At 63.4% G+C, this 20,574-nt stretch carries 24 protein-coding genes; 9 read left to right on the plus strand and 15 right to left on the minus strand.

What is annotated here, in order from left to right:
• Nucleotides 1-96 precede the first annotated feature (96 nt).
• Together EN850_RS37695 and EN850_RS07210 are read left to right on the plus strand one after the other, a co-directional pair.
• Nucleotides 97-222, plus strand: coding sequence for a hypothetical protein (locus tag EN850_RS37695; RefSeq protein WP_281407260.1), 126 nt, complete (start codon nt 97-99; stop codon nt 220-222).
• A gap of 55 nt (nt 223-277) precedes the next feature.
• Complete coding sequence (locus EN850_RS07210; RefSeq protein ID WP_127275848.1) at nt 278-1,033, plus strand: SDR family oxidoreductase; 756 nt, start codon at nt 278-280, stop codon at nt 1,031-1,033.
• 33 nt (nt 1,034-1,066) lie between these two features.
• Here the strand turns inward: EN850_RS07210 and EN850_RS07215 are convergent, their stop codons facing one another.
• Together EN850_RS07215 and EN850_RS07220 are read right to left on the minus strand one after the other, a co-directional pair.
• A complete protein-coding gene (locus tag EN850_RS07215) occupies nt 1,067-1,441 on the minus strand; it encodes a YciI family protein (RefSeq protein WP_135881315.1) in 375 nt (124 codons plus the stop codon).
• Between the two features lie 151 nt (nt 1,442-1,592).
• Nucleotides 1,593-2,777 (minus strand): pyridoxal phosphate-dependent aminotransferase, encoded by a 1,185-nt coding sequence (locus EN850_RS07220; protein WP_127275850.1) that lies wholly within the window; start codon nt 2,775-2,777, stop codon nt 1,593-1,595.
• A gap of 82 nt (nt 2,778-2,859) precedes the next feature.
• Here EN850_RS07220 and EN850_RS07225 point away from each other — a divergent pair, with 82 nt between their 5' ends.
• The 4 genes from EN850_RS07225 to denD all read left to right on the plus strand — a co-directional run bounded on the left by EN850_RS07225 (nt 2,860) and on the right by denD (nt 5,827).
• Nucleotides 2,860-3,546: a GNAT family protein gene (locus EN850_RS07225; RefSeq protein WP_136090908.1), complete on the plus strand. Its 687-nt coding sequence runs from the start codon at nt 2,860-2,862 to the stop codon at nt 3,544-3,546.
• A gap of 14 nt (nt 3,547-3,560) precedes the next feature.
• Nucleotides 3,561-4,535 (plus strand): cation diffusion facilitator family transporter, encoded by a 975-nt coding sequence (locus tag EN850_RS07230; protein ID WP_136090909.1) that lies wholly within the window; start codon nt 3,561-3,563, stop codon nt 4,533-4,535.
• A gap of 89 nt (nt 4,536-4,624) precedes the next feature.
• Nucleotides 4,625-4,837, plus strand: coding sequence for a hypothetical protein (locus tag EN850_RS07235; RefSeq protein ID WP_127869897.1), 213 nt, complete (start codon nt 4,625-4,627; stop codon nt 4,835-4,837).
• A gap of 12 nt (nt 4,838-4,849) precedes the next feature.
• Nucleotides 4,850-5,827 carry a D-erythronate dehydrogenase gene (gene denD, locus EN850_RS07240; RefSeq protein WP_127275853.1) on the plus strand — a complete coding sequence of 326 codons (978 nt, stop codon included), beginning with the start codon at nt 4,850-4,852 and terminating at the stop codon, nt 5,825-5,827.
• A 35-nt stretch (nt 5,828-5,862) separates the two neighbouring features.
• Here the strand turns inward: denD and EN850_RS07245 are convergent, their stop codons facing one another.
• The 4 genes from EN850_RS07245 to EN850_RS07260 form a co-directional block, all read right to left on the minus strand.
• Nucleotides 5,863-7,053 (minus strand): nickel/cobalt transporter, encoded by a 1,191-nt coding sequence (locus tag EN850_RS07245; RefSeq protein WP_136090910.1) that lies wholly within the window; start codon nt 7,051-7,053, stop codon nt 5,863-5,865.
• Nucleotides 7,050-7,718, minus strand: coding sequence for a DUF1007 family protein (locus EN850_RS07250; RefSeq protein WP_127275855.1), 669 nt, complete (start codon nt 7,716-7,718; stop codon nt 7,050-7,052). Before EN850_RS07250 ends, EN850_RS07245 begins: the two co-directional genes overlap by 4 nt.
• 180 nt (nt 7,719-7,898) lie before the next feature.
• Complete coding sequence (locus EN850_RS07255) at nt 7,899-8,798, minus strand: LysR family transcriptional regulator (RefSeq protein ID WP_127275856.1); 900 nt, start codon at nt 8,796-8,798, stop codon at nt 7,899-7,901.
• Between the two features lie 104 nt (nt 8,799-8,902).
• Nucleotides 8,903-10,099, minus strand: coding sequence for an amidase (locus EN850_RS07260; RefSeq protein ID WP_127275857.1), 1,197 nt, complete (start codon nt 10,097-10,099; stop codon nt 8,903-8,905).
• 542 nt (nt 10,100-10,641) lie between these two features.
• Here EN850_RS07260 and odc2 point away from each other — a divergent pair.
• Both odc2 and EN850_RS07270 read left to right on the plus strand, forming a co-directional pair.
• Complete coding sequence (gene odc2, locus EN850_RS07265) at nt 10,642-11,775, plus strand: ornithine/lysine decarboxylase (protein ID WP_127275858.1); 1,134 nt, start codon at nt 10,642-10,644, stop codon at nt 11,773-11,775.
• A gap of 98 nt (nt 11,776-11,873) precedes the next feature.
• On the plus strand, nt 11,874-12,449 hold the full coding sequence (locus tag EN850_RS07270; protein ID WP_135881308.1) for an N-acetyltransferase: 576 nt from the start codon (nt 11,874-11,876) through the stop codon (nt 12,447-12,449).
• 82 nt (nt 12,450-12,531) lie between these two features.
• Here EN850_RS07270 and EN850_RS07275 read toward each other — a convergent pair whose 3' ends face one another.
• The 6 genes from EN850_RS07275 to EN850_RS07300 all read right to left on the minus strand — a co-directional run bounded on the left by EN850_RS07275 (nt 12,532) and on the right by EN850_RS07300 (nt 16,078).
• Complete coding sequence (locus tag EN850_RS07275; RefSeq protein ID WP_027144782.1) at nt 12,532-12,816, minus strand: SCP2 sterol-binding domain-containing protein; 285 nt, start codon at nt 12,814-12,816, stop codon at nt 12,532-12,534.
• A gap of 191 nt (nt 12,817-13,007) precedes the next feature.
• Complete coding sequence (locus EN850_RS07280) at nt 13,008-13,529, minus strand: hypothetical protein (RefSeq protein WP_127869893.1); 522 nt, start codon at nt 13,527-13,529, stop codon at nt 13,008-13,010.
• 29 nt (nt 13,530-13,558) lie between these two features.
• Nucleotides 13,559-13,984, minus strand: a complete 426-nt coding sequence (locus tag EN850_RS07285) for a hypothetical protein (RefSeq protein WP_127869892.1) — start codon at nt 13,982-13,984, stop codon at nt 13,559-13,561.
• A 13-nt stretch (nt 13,985-13,997) separates the two neighbouring features.
• On the minus strand, nt 13,998-14,570 hold the full coding sequence (locus EN850_RS07290; protein WP_189591020.1) for a rod-binding protein: 573 nt from the start codon (nt 14,568-14,570) through the stop codon (nt 13,998-14,000).
• Nucleotides 14,571-14,738: 168 nt separating this feature from the next.
• Nucleotides 14,739-15,659 carry an NmrA family NAD(P)-binding protein gene (locus EN850_RS07295; protein WP_246689158.1) on the minus strand — a complete coding sequence of 307 codons (921 nt, stop codon included), beginning with the start codon at nt 15,657-15,659 and terminating at the stop codon, nt 14,739-14,741.
• Complete coding sequence (locus tag EN850_RS07300) at nt 15,656-16,078, minus strand: DoxX family protein (RefSeq protein ID WP_136090911.1); 423 nt, start codon at nt 16,076-16,078, stop codon at nt 15,656-15,658. The genes EN850_RS07295 and EN850_RS07300 overlap by 4 nt, the downstream gene beginning before the upstream one ends.
• Before the next feature lie 114 nt (nt 16,079-16,192).
• On the opposite strand from EN850_RS07300, the gene EN850_RS07305 reads away from it, so the two are divergent.
• The gene (locus tag EN850_RS07305) at nt 16,193-17,098 is read left to right on the plus strand and encodes a LysR family transcriptional regulator (protein ID WP_136090912.1); all 906 of its coding nucleotides are present in this window, start codon (nt 16,193-16,195) and stop codon (nt 17,096-17,098) included.
• A gap of 171 nt (nt 17,099-17,269) precedes the next feature.
• On the opposite strand, the gene EN850_RS07310 is transcribed toward EN850_RS07305, so the two are convergent.
• The 3 genes from EN850_RS07310 to flhA are packed head-to-tail and all read right to left on the minus strand — an operon-like array spanning nt 17,270 to nt 20,488.
• Nucleotides 17,270-17,650 carry a hypothetical protein gene (locus tag EN850_RS07310; protein WP_136090913.1) on the minus strand — a complete coding sequence of 127 codons (381 nt, stop codon included), beginning with the start codon at nt 17,648-17,650 and terminating at the stop codon, nt 17,270-17,272.
• 1 nt (nt 17,651) lies between these two features.
• A complete protein-coding gene (fliR, locus tag EN850_RS07315; RefSeq protein WP_136090914.1) occupies nt 17,652-18,404 on the minus strand; it encodes a flagellar biosynthetic protein FliR in 753 nt (250 codons plus the stop codon).
• Nucleotides 18,401-20,488, minus strand: a complete 2,088-nt coding sequence (gene flhA, locus EN850_RS07320; RefSeq protein WP_127869888.1) for a flagellar biosynthesis protein FlhA — start codon at nt 20,486-20,488, stop codon at nt 18,401-18,403. Before flhA ends, fliR begins: the two co-directional genes overlap by 4 nt.
• Nucleotides 20,489-20,574: the final 86 nt, after the last annotated feature.

The raw sequence follows: 20,574 nt of genomic DNA on the forward strand, positions 1-20,574 counted from the left end.
GGCGTTAACTTTTCGTTAACTCAGGAAGCGCATGATTTTACACAGTCGGATCGGCTTTCCTCCTCCCAAGCCCGGTTCAGATCAGGGCGGTCGCCAATGACCGCCCTTTTTGTCGGCCCTTGCCGGGATTTCTCCGAAAAAACAGGTCGTACCTTTCGAGCGCGTCGCCCGGTGGCCGCGCTTGCCATCACCGCCGTCATTTGCGATGCCTTCCTGTCTTGAGCCAAAACACTGACAATCAGACAGGCACGCGCGGCGCTGCCGGAGGACATCTGCCATGACCGAGCAAAAAACCGCCATCGTCACCGGCGCTGGCACCGGGATCGGCAAGAGCGTCGCCACGGCATTGCTCAAGGCTGGCTGGAACACGGTGTTCTGCGGGCGCCGCAAGCCGGTGCTGGATGCCGCGATCGCCGAGATCGGCCCGACCGAGGCCAAGGCATTGGCGGTTGCCTGCGACATCAGCAAGGCCGGTGAGGTCGACGATCTGTTCGAGACGGTGGTGGAGGCTTTCGGCCGTGTCGACCTGCTCTTCAACAATGCCGGCATGGGATACAAGTCGACACCGATCGACGAGATCCCGGTCGAGGTGTGGAACGATATTGTCGGCGTCAATCTCACCGGTTCGTTCCTGTGCGCGCGCGCCGCCTTCGGCGCCATGCGCAAGCAGAAGCCGATGGGCGGCCGCATCATCAACAACGGCTCGGTATCGGCCTATGCGCCCCGTCCGGGCTCCGTGCCCTATACGGCGACCAAGCATGCGATTACGGGGTTGACCAAGACGCTGGCGTTGGATGGCCGCCCCTATGACATCGCCTGCGGCCAGATCGACATCGGCAATGCGCTGACCGACATGGCACAGCCGATGACCGTCGGCGTGCCGCAGGCCAATGGCTCGATATCAGCCGAAGCGGTAATGGATGTCCAGCGCGTCGCCGATGCGGTGGTGCACATGGCCAGCCTGCCGCTCGACGCCAACGTGCTGTTCATGACTGTGATGGCGACCAAGATGCCATTCGTTGGGCGTGGGTGAACGACGGGCACCGGCATGGCTTTCGCCGCCGGCTCATTTGCCCGCCAACGGCACGCCGGGCTTGAAGAGTAGAATCGGCCTGATCTCGTAGACGGCGGTGGGATTGACACTGCGAAGGTCACGGGCGATCGCGATGGCCGCGTCCCTCGTGGCGCAGTCGACGACATAGAGGCCGAGCAACTGTTCCTTGGTCTCGGCGAAAGGGCCGTCGATGATCACGCCGTCGCCCGGGCCGCGCAAGGTGCAGGCATCCTGTGTCGCCCCCAAACGCGCGGACGGTCCAAGGGTGCCCTCGTCACGAAGCCGGGTGTTGATCTTCAGCAACTCAGCCATCAGTGCCGCATCCTCTTGCGGCGTCAGCGCCTTGATCGCATCTTCCACGTGATAGGCAAGGATTGCATAGAACATTGAGGGGCACCTCGGTTGGATCTTGATGCCAAAACCGTAGCTGTTCTCGGCATTTGCGCCCAGCCTTGACCACGCGTCTCCCGACGGCTCATGACACCGCCATGGCGGCCAGCCGCAAATAATCCGGAAGGGCAGCGGGCCGCTTTGAAGCTCACTTGGCGAGGAACGCCCCGATCCGCTCCAGCGCGCGCAGGATGTTCTCCTCGGAGTTGGCGTAGGACAGCCTGATATAGCCTTCGCCCAGAATGCCGAAATCGGGGCCGCCGATCAGCGCCACACCGGCCTCGTCGAGCAGGGCCGAGGCGAGCTTCTTGGCCTTCCAGCCGGTCTTCGAGACGTTGGGGAAGGCATAGAAGGCGCCCTTGGGCGTGATGCAGGAGATGTTTGGCAAGGCATTCAGGCCTTCGACCACGATCTTCCGGCGGTTGTCGAAGGCGCGCATCATCTTGTCGACATCGTCCTGCGGACCGTCAATGGCCGCGATGCCGGCGAACTGGCTCGGCGCGTTGACGCAGGACCAGCAGTTGACCGCCAGCTTGCGCACCTTGTCGTAGAGATGGGCGCCCTTGTCGCCGTTCGGCCAGATCGACCAGCCCATGCGCCAGCCGGTCATCGCCCAGGTCTTCGACCAGCCGTTGAGCACGATCAGCCTGTCGCGGATCTCGGGAAAGCCGAGCAACGAACAATGCGTCTCGCCGTCATAGGTCATGACGTCGTAGATCTCGTCGGAGAGGATCGCGACACCGGGGTGCTTCTCCAGCCCCTTTACCAGTTTTTCGATCTCGGCCCGGGGCGTGACGCCACCGGTCGGATTGGCCGGCGAGTTGAGGATCAACAGCCTGGTCTTCGAGGTGATCAGCGCCAGCGTCTCTTGCGCCGAGAAGGCGAAGCCGTTCTCCTCGCGCATCGGCACGGGAATGGGGGTCGCACCGGTGAATTCGATCATCGAGCGGTAGATGGGAAAGCCGGGGTCGGGATAGAGGATCTCGGCGCCCGGTTCGCCAAACATCAGGATGGCGGCGAACATGGTCGGCTTGCCGCCGGGCATGATCATCACCGCCTCGGGCGAGACCTCGACGCCGGTGGTGGTCAGCGTGCGGCGCACCACCGCCTCGCGCGTTGCCAAGAGGCCGTTGGCCGGCGTGTAGCCATGGTGACCGTCACGCAGTGCCTTGATCGCCGCCTCGACGATGTGCTGCGGCGTCTTGAAATCTGGCTGGCCGATGCCGAGGTTGACGATGTCGCGGCCCTGTTGGGCAAGTGCCGTTGCTCGCGCCAGCACCGCGAATGCATTTTCCTCGCCGAGACGGTCGAAGGCCGAAATCGTGTGGAGCATTTTTCCCGTCCCTGTGGTTCTTACACTGCGGCAGCGTTTTTGTGAGCGTCCGCTCGCAAAAGTCAACGGATTGGAGATTCTGGTGACGGAAAATCTTGAAAACTGGCAGCCACGTCCTCGGCCCGAGCGCAAGGTGCTGGAGGGACGGACCGCCAGGCTCGAGCCGCTGAACGCCGCGAAGCACGGCGACGGTCTCTACGAAGCCTCGTCCGTATCCGACGTCGGTGGCCGCTTTGCCTGGTTGCCCGACTATCCGCCGGAAACCCGCGCTGCCTTCCAGCCATGGCTGGATAAGGTGGAGGCGAGCGAGGATCCGCTGTTCTTCGCCGTCATCGACAAGGCCAGCGGCAAGATCGCGGGACGCCAGACGCTGATGCGCATCGATCCGACCTATGGCGTCATCGAGATCGGCAATATCTATTGGGGACCGCTCATCTCGCGCAAGCCGGCGGCGACGGAAGCCCAGTTCCTGTTCATGAAATACATCTTCGACGAACTCGGCTATCGCCGTTACGAATGGAAGTGCAACAACCGCAACGAGCCGTCGAAGCGCGCGGCGGAACGGTTCGGCTTCAAGTTCGAGGGCATTTTCCGCCAGCATCTCATCGTCAAGGGTGAAAACCGCGACACCGCGTGGTATTCGGTCATCGACAAGGAATGGCCGGCTCTGCGCAAGGCTTATGAAGCTTGGCTCGATCCGGCCAATTTCGATGGCGACGGCCAGCAGAAGAGGCGGCTCGAGGATTTTCGCGCGGAATTCGGCGCCTAACGGGAGTTTGCCATTTGTCGCATACCCACGATCACGGCGGGCAGGATCACGGCGCCGGCCATGTGCATGGCTCGACCGACAAGAAGCGCGTCCTGATCGCGGCCTGCCTTACCGCCGGCTTCATGGTCGCCGAGGCGCTCGGCGGTCTGTTTACGGGGTCACTGGCGCTGCTGGCCGATGCCGGCCACATGCTCGCCGACGCCATCGCGCTCGGCCTGGCCTGGTATGCCTTTCATCTGGCAAGCCGCCCGGCGACCGGCCAGCTCACCTACGGTTTCGGCCGGGTCAAGACGCTAGTGGCCTACACCAACGGCATCGCCATCTTCGTCATCGCGCTGTGGATCGTCTACGAGGCTTGGGATCGCCTGCAGACACCGGCGCCGGTGCTGGGTGGACCGATGCTGGTGGTGGCGATCCTTGGCCTGTTGGTCAACATAGGCTCCTTCCTGGTGCTGCATGGCGGCGATCGAGACAACCTCAACATGCGCGGCGCCATCCTGCATGTGCTTGGCGATCTGCTCGGCTCGGCAGCCGCGATCGTGGCGGCACTGGTCATCCTGGCGACCGGCTGGACGCCGATCGACCCGATCCTGTCCGTGCTGGTCTCGCTGCTGATCCTGTCCACCGCCTGGTCGCTGATGCGTGCCGCCGCTCACGTCCTGCTCGAAGGCGTACCGCCACGCCTCGACCGCGACCTGATCGCCGGGGACATCCAGGCAACGGTCCAGGGCGTGCGCGAAGTGCACCATATGCATATCTGGTCGATCGACGGGACAAGCAGCATGGCGACGCTGCATGCGTGCCTCAACGAGGGCGTCGATGCGCATCAGGCCGTCAGCGCCATCAAGAAGCGGCTTGCCAGCGAACACGGCATCAGCCATGCCACCGTGGAACCGGAATTCGGCCAGTGCGCCGACGATGGTGACGACCACGATCATGAGCATGAGCATCAGCACGATGCGGCTGCGCATCACGGCCACTATCACTAGGTCCGACCGATGACCATCGATCGGACCTGCCTCAGGAGTTCTCCAGCTTTGAAACTCAGCCCGATCAACGACCGCCGCTCCGGTGCGGCATGATGGACCGTGACACGCGCAATGCGGCCATCGCGGCGGTCTGGATCATGCTTGTGTTCGGCATTGCAGCCTTCTACCTGCCGACCATGATGTTGGCACTCGGCAGTTTTTCGACCGTGCTGGCGGGTATCTTCGGCACCGTCTTCGTGCTGGCGTTTTTCTTGGTGTTCTGGCTGCGCGCGCGCACCCAGCGTAATAATCGGGACAAGTAAGGGATATCGGACATGCGCATTCTGATCACTGGCGCCGCAGGCATGGTCGGCCGCAAGCTCATCGCCCGGCTGGCCAAGGACGGCACGCTGCGGGGCAAGAAGATCACCGCGCTCGATCTGCACGACATCGTGCCACCGCAGGCGCCGGCCATGGACGGCGTCAGCGTCGCACTGCACACGGGTGACCTAGCCGAAGCAGGCGCCGCCGAGAGCCTTGTCGCATCACGTCCCGATGTCGTCTTTCATCTCGCCGGCGTCGTGTCGGGTGAGGCGGAAGCGAATTTCGACCTCGGCTACCGCGTCAACCTCGACGGCACGCGCGCGCTGTTCGACGCCATCCGCCTGGGCGGATTCGCGCCGCGCGTCGTCTTCACCTCGTCGATCGCGGTGTTCGGCGCGCCGTTCCCGGATGTCATACCGGACGACTTCCATCCGACGCCGCTGACCTCCTACGGCACTCAGAAGCAGATGAGCGAAGCGCTGCTCGCCGACTATTCCAGGCGCGGTTTCTTCGACGGGATCGGCATAAGGCTGCCGACGATCTGCGTGCGGCCGGGCAAGCCGAACAAGGCGGCCTCCGGCTTCTTCTCCGGTATCATCCGCGAGCCGCTGAGCGGGCAGGAGGCGATCCTGCCGGTGCCGCGCTCGGTCGTGCATACCCATGCCAGCCCGCGCTCGGCGGTGAATTTCCTGATCCATGCGGCTGGCATCGACGGTGCCGCCGTCGGGCCGCGCCGCAACCTGACGATGCCGGGCGTCGCCGTCAGCGTTGGCGAGCAAATCGAGGCGCTGGAACGCATCGCCGGATCGAAGACGGCAAAGCTGATCCGCGAGGTGCCCGACGAGACGATCTGGACGATCGTCAAGGGCTGGCCGACCCGGTTCGAGGCGCGGCGGTCACGCGAGCTTGGCTTCAGCGCCGAGAAGAGTTTCGACGAGATCATCCGCGCCCATATCGAGGATGAGCTGGGCGGCAAGATACCCAATTAGAGGTCCGCAGCCACCCGTTCGATCGTGGTGGAGGCCTAGACGCCGCCTGTCAGGCTCGCCGACAGCAGCAGCAGTCCAAACAGGAACACGAAGGCCGCGCCGCCGATCTCGACGATCGAGTGGATGCGGTTGCCCATGCGGCCGTCGCCGGCGAAATAGACCGCCCAGTTCTTAGCGGTCACGGCCATCGTCGCCAGCGCCGAGACGGTGATGGCGGTGCCGATCGACATCGCCAGCACCGACAGCAAGCCGCCGAGCCAGAGCCCGTTCAGCAGCGCGAAACTCAGCACGATCAGCGCGCCGGAGCAGGGGCGGATGCCGACCGCCGCTACCGCCGACCAGGCGGTGCGCCAGTCGAAGCGGTCACCGGACAGCATTGCCGGATCGGGCGCGTGCGAATGGCCGCAAGTTTCGCAGACCTCGCCGATCGCATGGTCATGATGCGCGTGATCGTGCGCGCCATGGTCGTGATGATGGTCATGCGCGCCATGGTCGTGATGATCGTGTGAATGGTCATGCACATGGTCGTGATCGTCATACGCGCGCAGCGCGTGCGAATGAGCGGCATGCGAATGGCCTGCATGCGAGTGGCCATGGGAATGAGCCCCATGCGAATGGCCGGCATCGGCCGCCGACAGGCTGTAGGCCGGCCCCTTGCCAAACAGGTGCAGGACGGCGGGGCCGAGCTTGCGCCACAGAAGCCAGGCGCCGAAGAGGGTGACCAGGGCAAAGCTCATGATCTCCATGAACCAGGCCGCATCGGTCATCGAGATCGTGGTGCCGCGCAGGACGAAATAGGCAAGCAGCATCACCAGGATCGCCGTCAGGCCCTGCAGCAGCGCCGAGACGAAGGACAACAGGATGCCGCGCTTCAGCGCCACTTCATTGGCCACCATGTAGGACGAGATGACAGCCTTGCCGTGACCCGGGCCGGCGGCGTGGAAAATGCCGTAGGCGAAGGACAGGCCGATGAGCACCCAGAGCTTGCTGTTGTCCTGGCGCATCGCCTTCATCGCAGTCGCCAGCGCGCGGTAGAATTCCTGCTGCCTCAGATTGATCCACATCAGGATGTGGGCGAACGCGCCGGTGGTCGGCGCCATGCCGTCATTGACGCCGATGCCGAGCGAACTCTGGGCGTGCGCGGCGCTGGCGAAATGCACCGCGGCAAAGGCGAGGGCCAAAAGGCCGAATGCCAAACGCAGGGACGGTTTCGTCACCGGTCTCATCCTTCTGGCTGACAGGTCAGTTCGAGCTTGGTGGCAAAGATCTTGCTCATGTCGGTGCCTGTCGGGTCGTTGAAGAAGGCATCCGTCAGGGTCTTCTGGTTTTCCTTGATCGCTTCGTCCGGATCAGGACGGACCACCTTGCTGGCACAGTTCGAGGGCAGGCCCTCGACCGTGATGTTGGAATCCTCGGTGAAGTCGATCGCGGTGTAGAACGTCGGATCATAGACGCCGATGTCGATCTTGCCGGTCAGCTTGATCGGCGCCTTCGGCTCGGACTCGAACAGGATGATCAACTGGTCGTTGTCGAAATTGGCCATCAGGTGGGGCGGCGGCGTCATCGCCACGTCCTTGCCGTCCTGCGTGACGAGCTGGAAGTAATTGAACTCGGCTAGCGAGGCGTGGACCGTGTCGGCGACCTCCTTCAGCTCCTTGTCGTCAAGCTTCAGGTCGGAGTTCTTGTCGAACTCCATCATCACCGTACTCGAAAACAGATCGTCGAAGCGCCAGAGATGGCGCAGCGCTTTCACACTTTGGTGATCCGGGGCCAGGATCACGTCGAGGCGTGCCTCGGCGAAGACGTGCGGATGCACCTCGGCCGGTCCCGTCGCGGCGAAAGTCGCCGCCAAGGCCGAAGCCAGCGTGATTGCGTGCCGTTTCAAATACATTCGCGGTCGCGATTCCCTTGGCTTTCGGAAAGAGTTGCCGAAGGTTACCAGAAAGGGGGCGAAATTGGGACTGTCGGCGCATGTCACCCAAAAGTGCGCGGCGGTTCAGGGACAACGGCACGCACGCAACGAGAGCTCAAAGCGCATCGCGGCGCGACGCGCCTCGAGGCCTGAGGCAGGTCAGGCGCTCTCACGCGTCCTGAACCACTGCACCAGGAAGTCGACGAAAACGCGCACCTTCGCCGGCAGATAGCGGCGATGCGGGTAGACGGCGAAGATGCCGCCGCCCGATAGGATGCGGTCGTCGAGCACCGCCACCAATTGGCCGCTCTTGAGGTCAGGCGCGGCGATGAAATCCGGCAGGATGCAAAATCCAAGACCCGACAGGGCCGCGGCGCGCGCCGCCATCGGGCTGTTGACCTCGATCGGGCCCGACACGGCAATGCTCACCGGGTCGCCATTGTCGCCCTTGAACGGCCAGTTGTTCAGTCCGCGGCCATTGGTGTCGACGATGCAGGGCATGTGGCTGAGATCCTGCGGCCGTGTCGGCATGCCGTGCTTGGCGATCAGTTCGGGAGAACCGCAGAGCTTGATCGAGAACGGCGCCAGGCGCCTTGCGATCAGCGACGAATTCTCCAGCCGCGAGATGCGCACCGCGAGGTCGAAGCCTTCCTCGACGAGATCGACGAAGCGGTCGTCGAGCTGGATGTCGAGCACGATGTCGGGATACTGCTTGGCAAAGTCGATCAGCGACTGGCCGATCGGCGCGTCGGCGAAGGTGCGCGGCGCCGACAGCTTGATGCGGCCGCGCACGTCGCCTGAGGACTCGCGCACGGCGTCGGCCAGGCTGTCGACCTCGCGCACGATCTCGGAGGCGCGACGGTAGTAGGTGTGGCCGGCCTCGGTCATCGAGAACTGGCGCGTCGTGCGGTTCAGCAGCAGCGCGCCGAGTTCGTCCTCCAGCTCGCGCACATATTTCGACAGCAGCGCCTTGGAGCGGCCGATCTTGCGCGCCGCCGCCGAAAAGCCCTCGGCCTCGACGACGTCGATGAAGGCGCGCATGCGGGTCAGTGTGTCCATTATTCAGGCCCTTTGTGCTGCGTCCAAAGCGCGTCGCGTCGAAACGAATTCACGCGACGCGCTTTGAGTGTTGTTTGATGCATGTCGTCTTCGCAAAACCGAGGTCACTTTTGCGCGACATGCATTAGAAGTTTTCGGCCGAGCCGTATCAGGGCAATGTCGCTGCCGGAAGGGCCAAGCAGCGAAAGTCCAAACGGTGCGCCGGCAACCGAGCCGATCGGTAAGGTGATTTGGGGAAAGCCGGAGAGCCCGGCCAGGCACAGAAGGTGCAAGGCGCGCTCGCGATAGGCCTGGAACTGCTCGGGTGTGCTGTCGACATAAGGCGCCGGACCCGGCACCGTCGGCAGAATAAGGAAACCGTCCTTGCCGAGCAGGGCGCTCAATTCACCGCGAAAAGTCAGCCGGCGCACTTTTTCGGCCTGTGCCGTCCGATCGTCGACGGCACGGCCGAAGCCGAACCGCTCCTCGACCCCAGGCCCAAGGTCGCGCTCGCCGCTGGTGATCCATTCGCCATGCACCGTCCAGGCCTCCCTGGCCTGCAGCCGGCGAAAGCACCAGTAGAGTTCATCCGGAGAAGAACTGAAGCGCGACATCGGCGTCGCTGGCGTACCGAACACTGCGCTCGCCAGCGCCTTCATTCCTGCAAATTCGGCGAGCGCCGGCCGGGCGATCATTTCGTCCAGCCAGCCGAGCGTCAGCGGCCGATCCAGGGAATGTTGATGCGGATCGCGGCCAAGCAGCAGCTTGCCGACGGTCTCGTAGGTTTCGATGTCGTCGGCGAACCAGCCGAACGTGTCGAAACTCGGCGCCAACTGCATGGTGCCGTCGAGGGAAATGCGGCCATGCGTGGTGCGGAGGCCAATCAGCCCGCAGAAACTCGCCGGCGCGCGGATCGAACCACCTGTGTCGGACCCCGTTGCGATGTCGGCCAGCCTGCCCGCCACCGCCGCGGCCGACCCCGAAGACGAACCGCCGGTGACGCGGTCGAGAGCCGCCGGGTTCACCGGAAACGGAAAATGCGCGTTCTGGCCGAACAGAGCGAAGGCGAGTTCGTCGGTCTGGGTCTTGCCGACGAAACGCGCGCCCGCGTCGAGAATCATCTGCACGGCGCCTGCCGTGCGCGAAGCGGCGTGGCCTCCGGCGAATTTCTGCAAATTGCCGCAACCGGTGCGGTAGCCGGCGACGTCGTAAATGTCCTTGACCGCCAGCCGCAGCCCGGCCAGCGGCCCAAGCTCGGCATGCGCCACCGGCATCTGGCGGAGATCGAGAAAGGCGTTGAAGGGGCCGTGCGTGCCTGTCATCGTTCGATATCCGGATACGGTTGCGCCAACATTGTTCGATGCCAGAAATTTTACAACCTGGGATACGATTTTTATTGATTGTGAAATACTTCGCTCTTATATCGCGCTTGCCCAAAGTCGCACGTGCCTGTGGGTGTCCGCCGATCCTCGAATGGTGAGGGAAATCGGTAAGGTAACTGGAGCCAACCCCTCCAGTCGGTTTAGCGGCCAACCGCCAGACCGAGGACACCTTGAAGCAACGACGGTGCGGGCCTTTCTGGTTCTCTGCCGGTTGTCCAAAGACCGGGGTTACTGAAGAGGCACACCTTCATTGCCGGCAGTGCGGAACGGGGTTCTCCCAATCCAAGCCAAGGCAGACAAAGCGAACCGAAGCCGGGCAAGGCCAAGGTTCATCGCCGCGAGACGGCGTTTCATGGTTCCGGGGTCTCCACCGGCTGGTTCCATGGATTTTCCGTCCCGCCTTTGTTTGACCGCGTGTTCGCGAGGCCGACAGCCCGCGCCCGCACCCTTGTGCGCGCCGAAAGGCGCGATGGAGAAACCCGATGGCCACCCAGCGCATTCTCGACTTCCTCGCCACCCGACGTCCGTCCGGCCCCTGCCTCGTCGTCGACCTCGATGTCGTGCGCGACAATTTCCGCGCCTTCGAGAAGGCGCTGCCCGATTCCAAGATCTACTATGCGGTGAAAGCAAACCCGGCGCCGGAAATCCTGCGCCTGCTTGCTGCGATGGGCTCGTCCTTCGACACCGCTTCCGTTGCCGAAGTCGAGATGGCGATGGACGCCGGTGCGCCGGCGGACCGCATCTCCTTCGGCAACACCATCAAGAAGGAGCGTGACATCGCACGCGCCTACCAGCTCGGCATCAAGCTGTTCGCGGTCGATTGCGTCGAGGAGGTCGAGAAGATCGCCCGCGTCGCTCCCGGCGCACGCGTCTTCTGCCGCGTTTTGACAGATGGCGAAGGCGCCGAATGGCCGCTGTCGCGCAAGTTCGGCTGCGTGCCGGCCATGGCCGTCGATGTGCTGCGCCATGCCAAGGGCCTCGGCCTCGACGCCTATGGCGTGTCGTTCCATGTCGGCTCGCAGCAGACCGACCTGACCGCATGGGACCGTGCGCTGGCTGACGCCAAGAAGGTGTTCGCGACGCTGGCCGAGGAAGGCATCGTGCTCAAGATGGTCAATATGGGCGGCGGCTTCCCGACCCGCTATTTGCGTGACGTGCCGGCGGCGCAGGCCTATGGCCAGGCGATCTTCTCGGCGCTGCGCAAGCATTTCGGCAACGCCATTCCCGAGACGATCATCGAGCCGGGCCGCGGCATGGTCGGCAATGCCGGCGTCATCAAGTCGGAAGTCGTGCTGATCTCGAAGAAGGCCGACAACGACAATGTACGCTGGGTGTTCCTCGACATTGGCAAGTTCGGCGGCCTAGCCGAGACGATGGACGAGGCGATCCGCTACCCGATCGTCACCGCGCATGACGGCACCGAGACCGCGCCTTGCGTGCTCGCCGGCCCGACCTGCGATTCGGCCGACGTGATGTACGAGAAGACGCCGTATCCGCTGCCTTTGTCGCTGACCATCGGCGACGAGGTGCTGATCGAAGGCACCGGCGCCTACACGACCACCTATTCGGCGGTCGCCTTCAACGGCTTCGAGCCTCTCCGATCCTACGTGATCTGACGGTTCGAAAGAACCGATCAGATCATCCCAGGTGGGCGCCCGTCGCCCGCTTGGGCTCGCCTGTGGAACAGATCTCCGCTCGTGAAGGGATCGCGGAAATGGAAATGTCAGTTGAAATCGTAGCTCATGCGCCGGCCTTCGCCGTGGTCGCCGAAACCGTTGCCGACGTGGCGGCGCGCGAAGCCTTGCTCGATCGCGCCATGGGGCCGAAGCGCAAGACCAAATCGTCGGAAAAGCTGCGGCGTGGCCGTCGGCCCTCGGAGGGTCTTGCCTTCGTCGCGCGCGATGCCTCGGGCGGCGTGGCCGGCACGGTGCGGCTATGGGATGTCACCTTGGGCGAGGGCGGTTCGTCGGCGCTGCTGCTTGGCCCGCTCGCCGTCGACCCCTCGCTCAAGAGTGCCGGCATCGGTTCGGCGCTGATGCGGCATGCCATCGCGGAAGCCGCGCGCCTCGGCCATGCGGCGATCCTGCTGGTCGGCGACGAGCCCTACTATGGCCGCTTCGGCTTTTCGGCCGCCAGGACCGGTGCGCTCGCCATGCCGGGACCTTATGAGCGGCACCGCCTGCTGGCGCTGGAACTGGTGGAGGGCGCGCTCGATGGCGCCGAGGGTACGCTGAAGGCGTCCGGCCGCAAGCTCAAGGCACAGGCGCCGATCCTGGCGCTTGAGGCTTAAGCGCGACTGCCCTTCAAAACAAACGCCGCCTGAAAAGGCGGCGTTTTGTCATCTCAAAGCCGCTTCTGGCGGCCACGTCCGTTCAGCCGATCAACTGGCTCAGCGCCATGGCGACGGTCATGTCGCCTTCGACCTTTATCTTGCCGGTCATGAAGGCCATGGTCGGATTCAGGTCTCCCGCGATCAGCGAATCCAGATCGTCGAGCGAGAGCTTGATGGTGCAGTCGGCAGGGGCGTCCGTGGTCGAGACGGTTGCGCCGTCGATGACGATGACGCCGTCGCTGCCGGTGTCGAATTTCACGGAACGATCGAACCCGCTGCTGGCCACGCGCGACTTGATCTTCTCGGCAATCTCCTGAACGCTCACGCTGTTCTCCTGTCTGGTTGCATTCTGTCGCGCAGGGCATTTCGGTCCGGCCGAAGCCCATGCCTCTGAGGCGATTACAATCGCTGCCGCATATAGCTTTGGATTGACGTTTACGTCAACGCAAATTGCGGGCATCGGCCCCGGCGCCGACTGCTATCGGGACCGCTGGCGCCGGCCCGACGGCCGATGGCTCAATGCGCGCTGACCGGCTTAGGCGTCTCGGTCGCGGGGGTGCTGGCATCCTGCCGCCGGCGCAGCCAGTTGTCGCGGATCTCATCCTTGCTCAGGAAATTGACCTGATCGATCAGGACCTCATGCACCAGGGTTGCGCCGACACGTGTGTTGATCGTGTCGCGGATGGCGGCGCGAAAGGCATCGAGGTCGACCGTCGCCTTCTTGGTGAAGTCGATCTGGGGATGGGCGTAGAGATAACTGTAGACCTCGTCTGTAATCAGCGCCTCGGCCGGGATCGACAGCTTCTTTATCTGCTCGGGCTCGACGGTGTAGACGAGCTTGGCCAGGAAGTAGCCATCGATCTTTGAATCGTGGATCAGCGGCACCGAAATGACGTCGGTCTTGACGTAGTCCAGCCCGCCCAGCATCGGCTTGGGTTTCTCGCCGACGCCGCGTTCGCCGGCGGCCTGGAACGAATAGAACACCGCGCCGAGCGTGGCGGCGCAGATCCAGACCGCTATGGCGATGACCTTGATCATTTTGAATCCGAGCCCGGCATCGCCGCGCTCTACCCTTTCAGCCTGCCGAATTCGCCGGCGGAGTAGGTGCCGTCGGTTTCGGCGCGCTGGATGGCGCTGCGCAGCAGGCCGGCGACCTCGTTGACGGCGCTCAGATGGGCCAGGATGGCGGCCTCGTTCTTCGCCAGCTTCTGGCGCAGCCGGGTCAGGCCCTCGCGATGCTGCTCGAGGAATTCGGCCTCGCTACCGCCCTTCATGGCGCGGGTGAGCTCGTAGAGATAACGGCTCTTGCGGGCGTTCGACGCCTTGAGGTCATAGCTTGTATCGCTGCGGATGCCGGCGGTCTCTTCCTCGACCACCTCCTCGATGCGGCCGATGATGGCGGCAAGGTTTCCAGGCCGAGCGAACGGGGCCGGTGTGTCCGGCGCGGTCGCTCGTGCTGGCAGGTTGGCGGTGAATTCGGAAGAGTCGGCCATGGTGTTTCCCAGTCTAGATCTTGATGTCTGTTTTTATGGTTGTCTCGTCGCCGGTCATCGACCTGGCGGCCTTGCGCTGCAATTCCTGGACGAGCGAGGTGGACAGACGGGTTTGCTGGTCGATCTCGGTCTTTTCCGGTCCATTCGAGACCGGGCCGATCGGCACCTTGCGCTTGCCGTCCATGTAGTGGTCGGCGAGCAGCGACTTGGCGATGCCGATGCCGCCGCGATCGGCCATGACGTCGGCGACGCGCTCGGCGAGCTGCGATTTCCACATGTCGCCGGCGAGACCCGTGCCGTAGACGCCCTCGGTGTCCTTGGGCAGCATGTTCTGGATGAAGGTCTGCAAGACCATCGCCTCGAACTTCTTGAACTTCTTGGCAGGATCGGCCGTGGCGGCGGCCTTGTCGGCCGTCGCGCGTGACAGGATCGAGCCGGCATCGACAGAAGCCGCGGTGTCGACCGAAAACGTGCCAGCGACGCCGCCGGCGCGCTTGGTCAGCGCGGCGCGGGCAGCCTCGATATCCATCGGATCGGCAGCTCGGGCGACATCCATCACGATGTCGCTGGGTGGAGAAATCGCCAAGAAAGTCCGCCTTTTGCCGGGTTTCCTTAGCCAGGACCATGCCTCAACAAGCTTGTGGCAGGCTTGCGGAGGTTAGAGGTGGAACGCAGGGATGGGTGGAAGTCTGCCGCGTCCGATTCTCCTCGCAGAAGCGGGCAGCCTCCGTCTCATGCCTGATCCGTCCCGGACTTACACGTTTGGGGCGTTCTGGGCAGCCTCGAATACATCGCGTGCGGACGTCGTACCCGCCACGTGCTCCGTACCCTCGACACCGAGGTCCATCCCTCCGGCGTTGACGGCCTCATACATCGCTTCGGCCGGGCCAGACTGGCCCTTTGGAATGCCGAACTGTTCGAACGTCGCCGGCCACCCGGCCCTCGGGACGGCAAAGGCTTTAACGTCGAGCTTCATGACTTCACCCAATTGCGCGGCGACTTCATCCGCGCTCACCATCGAACCGAGTTCGATGACCCGATGCCCCGACCATGCCGGCCCGCCCAGAAGCGTTGCGACCTCGGCGCCGATGTCGTCGGTCGCGACCATGGTCGATTGCCGATTGGTCGGGTTGTAGAAGACCGGCAACGCGCCGCCCTGGGCGACTTGCAAGCCATAAAGGAAGTTTTCGAAAAACCCGCCGGCTCGCACATATGCGATAGGCAATTTCAGGTTGCCAAAGCCCTGCTCCAGAAGCGACAGGGCCGTGATCAGCCCCATCCCGCTGGTTCTGTCCGCGCCCATCGACGAAAGCGCCACGATCCGCGGCGCCGGCGCTTTGGCGAGCGCCTTGACATAGTTCGCGATGATGCCCTTGGCTTCGTTGAAATCCGGTGTGGGGGCCCAGATGGGAGGCAACATGACAAACGCGCCTTCGACGCTTGCGAGCGCCCGCTCGATCGCCGCCGCATTGTTCCAGTCGCCGTCGACCAGTTCGACGCCCTGGTCTGTCCAGCTAGCCGCCTTCGCGCGGTCGCGGACCAGCGCGCGTACTTTCTTGCCTTGCGCCAGCAAATGCCTTGCCGTCGCGCCGCCAACTTTTCCCGTAATTCCCATTACTAAAAACATGCGTTTTCTCCTGATCTTGAGGCACAGAACCCTGTTCTGCGGGTTCAAAGGATGAGCGGCAGAATGGCCCGGATACGGGGATCGCGCAGATAGAGGCCGCCCCATGTCATCGCGCCCAGAAGCAGGGAAATGACTTCCGGCGGCGACCCCAACTCACCAATGCGGACATGGGCGCAGATGGCGCCGCCTAGAAAGCCCGTCACCAGGATCGCGCCGAGGACGGCGGTGGCCGGGATGGCGTAAAGGATGGCGCAGGCGAGTATGATAGGACCCACGACACGGGTCAGCTCCATCGCGAACCCGGTTTCCTGCAATATGCTCGCGAACCGTGTCGGCGCGAAAAGCTGAACAGTGCCGTCAGCCACCAGAGCAATCACGACAAACGCGCTCATTATCCGGCCGGCCCACACGGCGCGCTGCAAGGTGATGGTTTCAGGCGCCTGATGAAGGTTCATTGTTTCGGGCACCTGTCATTTTCCGATTGGAATATATTCGGAGCTTACTGTGTCTCTTAGATATGATAAACGCCGAGGTTGAGAACTCACTGTTCTCTATGCGGGGAACAATACCGAGGCGCGAAAATGCAGAATCTCGAACCCATCCTCATCTTCATAACGGTAGCGGAAATGGGGAGCTTCACTCACGCAGCCGACAGCTTGGGCATTCAAAAGGGAAGGGCCTCAATGGCGGTCCGCAAGCTGGAAGAAGATATCGGTGTCAGGCTCCTGCACCGGACGACGCGCAGCGTGCAGTTGACGGAAGACGGACGCGCATTTCATGCCCGTGCCCGCGATCTGCTTGCTGAAGTCGATGACTTACACTCGATGTTCGCAGGCGATCGCGTGGCACTTCGCGGGCGTCTGAGGGTCGATCTTCCGACCGAGGTTGCGCGCACAACGATCGTGCCGGCCTTGCCGGCCTTCATGGCGGCTCACCCCGAGTTGGAGCTGGAGATGTCGAGTACGGATCGGCAAGTCGATCTGGCTCAAGAGGGGTTCGACTGTGTATTGCGGCTTGGAGCCATCCGGGACGAAACGCTGATTGCCCGCCCTCTGGGCCTGTTGCGCATGGTCAACGCCGCCAGTCCCGCCTATCTGGCGCGCCACGGCGTCCCTCTATCGCTGGAAGATCTGCAGCGTCAGGAACATCGGACAATTCATTTTTCGACGGTGCTGGGCGCAAGACCCTTGGGATGGGAATATCCGGAAGGCGACAGCTACGCAACGCTTCAGTTGCCAGGTACGCTACACGTCAACAGCGCGCAGACCTACGACGCCGCTGCGCTCGCCGGCCTTGGCCTGATTCAGGCGCCACTCCTGGGGATTGGCCAATACCTGGAGAGCGGAACGCTTGTGGAGGTCCTACCCGATTTTCGTCGACGGGCGATCGCTGTGTCCCTCGTCGTGGCTCATCGGAGCAATCTGTCGCGCCGGGTCCGCGCATTCATGGCATGGATCGAAGATGTGCTGAGGCCGTATCTGGAATAGCGAGCCGAACATCTTCGTCCGTCCGTCGAAATCAACATTCTGAAGTAATGTCCGCCGTGTCGGCCAGGCGGCCCACCAGAATGGGGCATTGAAATCGGCTGACATGAGACGCAAAGCGGATGTCCACGCTTCGGCGGACAAAGACCGTCTCTGGATCAACAAAACTCGCCGCTATTCCTGCCGCTTCTGCGCGATTAGGTCCAGCCGCTCGCGGTCTGATCTCTCGCGATCGTCGCGGTTGCGCACGTCCTTGTAGGCGCGCTCCACCATGTTGGTGCGGGCGCTTGCCGCGGCGATGAGGCCGGCCTCCTGCCTGGCGCTTTCCAGGTTCTCCTCCTGGCGCACGACAGCCTGGGCGATGCGGCGATGGTAGAGATCGGGGAACAGGCCGGAGAGGGAATTGTCCTGGTCGAAATGGCCGATCAATTCACGGGCCTCGGTCTCGGCGGCGTTTGCCGCGGCGACGAAGGTGGCGTGGCGGGTCTCGTGCAGGGCCTTCAGCTGCGCCTGCACCTTGACCAGTTTCTTCAAGCGATCCTTGCGCGTGCTCATGTCACCTCGCCAGTGTGAGGTCGACGAAGCCGTCGACGAACAGCGACAGCATGGTGCCGACGGCGAAATAGAAGATCAGCATGCCGCCGGCGATGACGAAGGGCTGGGAAATGAAATAGATCGGGATCTGCGGCGTCAGCTTGTTGACGAAGCCGATCGTCAGGTTGACGAGAATGGCATAGGCGACGAAGGGGCTGCCGAGGCGGATGACCAGGAAGAACGTGTCCGACACGGTGTCGGTGATGTCGACCAGCGCTGCCTGCGGGTTGAAGAAGACGTTGACCGGCGCGACCGTGTAGGACGTCACCAGGGCACGGACGATCTCGTGATCGAAGTCGAAGACGAACAGCATCAGCAGCGCCGAGAACGAAATGATGGCGGCGAGCGCCGCCTGCGGCTCTGGCTCCTCGATCGTCGGTCCGCCGGAGCCGCCATAGCCGATCAGCATGGCGATAGCCGACCCCATGAAGCGCAGCGCTTCCATGTAGAGCCTGGTCATGGCACCGATCAGCCCGCCGACCAGCAGTTCCGAAATGATCATCGGCACCAGGACCTGCGGACGCGGATCGACGAAGGGAAAGATCTTGTCCCACAGGAAGGCGAGCAGGCCGCCGGTGGCGGCGACCGCCACGAACAGCCTGACCTGGACGGGCACGCGGGCGCTGGACAGGCCCGGCATCAGCATGAAGCAGGCGCCGATGCGGCAGAAGGCGAGGAACGCCGCGATGACGACGGCCTGCGAGAGAACGCTCACGATATGGTCCCGAGCACCCTGATCTCGACGCCCTTGGCGATTTCGACGTGGGAGAGCACCGGCAGCGTGGTGAACAGGCGCTCGATGATCATGCGTACATAGGGGCGCGCGTCGGGCGCGGTGACCAGCACGAAGCGCTCGCCGGCTTCCAGATGTTTCTTGATCGCCTTGGTGGCGTCCTGACCGAACTCCTCCAACTGGCGCGGATCGATGTCGAACTCGCGCACCTCGCCCTTGGCGTCGCGCTTGAGGCTCTGGTGGAAGGCAAGATCCCAGCGGTTGCCGAGGCGCAGCACCTTAAGCACGCCGCCTTCCGAGAGGTCGCCGCAGATCTGCTGGGCCATCCGGATGCGCACATGTTCGACGATCTGCTCGGTGCGGCGCACATGCGGCGCGATCTCGGCGATGGCCTCGATGATCAAATGCAGATTGCGGATCGAGACGCGTTCGGCAAGCAAAAGCTTCAGCACCGCCTGCAGGCCGGGATAGGAGATGTGGGTGGTGCAGATCTCGTCGGCGAGCTTGCGGTATTCCTGGTCCTGGCGTTCGAGCAACGCCTTCATGTCCTTGTAGGAGAGCAGCTGCGGCAGGTTGTTGCGGATGACTTCCGAGAGATGGGTGAGCAGCACCGACATGTTGTCGGCGAAGGTGAAGTTCTCGCGCTTCAGGTCCTCGGCGAAGGTTTCCATGACGGAATAGGCGCGCATGCCGAAGGCTGGCTCGCGAATTTCCTCGCCGGGGATTTCGGGTATGTCGCGGTTGCCGAGCAGCACCATGATCTCGCCGACGCGCATGGAATATTCGGCGACCACGGTGCCGTGCACCTTGATCTGATAACTTTTCGGCGGGATAGCGAAGTCGTCGGCGACGCGGACTTCCGGAACGACGAAGCCGTATTGCTGGGCGAATTTCTTGCGCATCTTGGACATGCGGAAGACCAGTTCCTGATGCGAGACCAGGAGCCGGGTCGAAAGCTGCTTGCCGATCAGGAGTTCGATCTCGGCGGTGGCGAGAGAGGCCTTGACCGAGTTCTTTTCTTCCTCGGCCTTTGTCGCCTTCTCCTGGCTCTTCAGCGCCTCGGCCTCGGCGACCGCGCGGTTGTGGCGCATCGGAATGACATAGCCGAGGCCAGCCATGCCGGCGGCCAGCGCGAAGAACGGGAACAGTGGCAGGCCGGGCATCAGGCCGAGCAGAACCAGCAGCGCCGCCGCCACATAGAGCGCGCGCGGATGGGCACCGAGTTGGCCGAACACGGCCTGGTTTGTGGAGCCGCGCGTGCCGCCCTTGGAAACCAAGAGGCCGGCGGCGAGCGAGACGATCAGCGCCGGGATCTGGGTGACGAGACCATCGCCAACCGACAGCTTGATGAACACGTCGGCGGCCTCGCCCATGCCCATGCCGTGCCTGATGTAGCCGATGGCGATGCCGCCGACGATGTTGATGGCGGTGATGATGAGGCCGGCAATGGCGTCGCCGCGCACGAATTTCGAGGCACCGTCCATCGAGCCGAAGAAGGAGGATTCCTCTTCCAGTTCGCGGCGGCGCAGCTGCGCGGTCTTGTCGTCGATCATGCCGGCGGAGAGATCGGCGTCGATCGACATCTGCTTGCCGGGGATGGCGTCGAGGGTGAAGCGGGCGCCCACCTCGGCAATACGGGTGGCACCCTTGGTGATGACGATGAAGTTCACCACGATCAGGATCATGAAGACGATGAGGCCGATGACGAAGTCGCTGGCCATGACCAGCTTGGAGAAGCCGGCGATGACATAGCCGGCGGCGTGCGTGCCCTCATTGCCATGCGACAGGATCATGCGCGTGGTGGCGATGTTGAGCGACAGGCGCAGCATGGTGGCGATGAGCAGCACGGTCGGGAACGAGGAGAAATCGAGCGGCCGCTGGATCCACAGCGCCACCATCAGGATCAGCACCGAAAGCGCGATCGAGAAGGCCAGCCCGATGTCGATGAGAAAGGCCGGGATCGGCAGGAACAGCACGGCCAGGATGATGACGATGCCGAGCGCGAAAAAGATGTCGCGGCCGTTCTTGGCCACCGCGCCGGGCTGGATGCTTTCGCTGATCGCCATTCTCGTCCTCGAACCCATAGGGCTGCCGAGCATGCGACAGCCCGGCGAGGGTAGCTGGCCAAGCTTGCGCGAGGGTGGGAGAGTGG

Origin of the sequence: Mesorhizobium sp. M8A.F.Ca.ET.207.01.1.1 (assembly GCF_004794715.1) — a bacterium.
Lineage (GTDB): Bacteria > Pseudomonadota > Alphaproteobacteria > Rhizobiales > Rhizobiaceae > Mesorhizobium.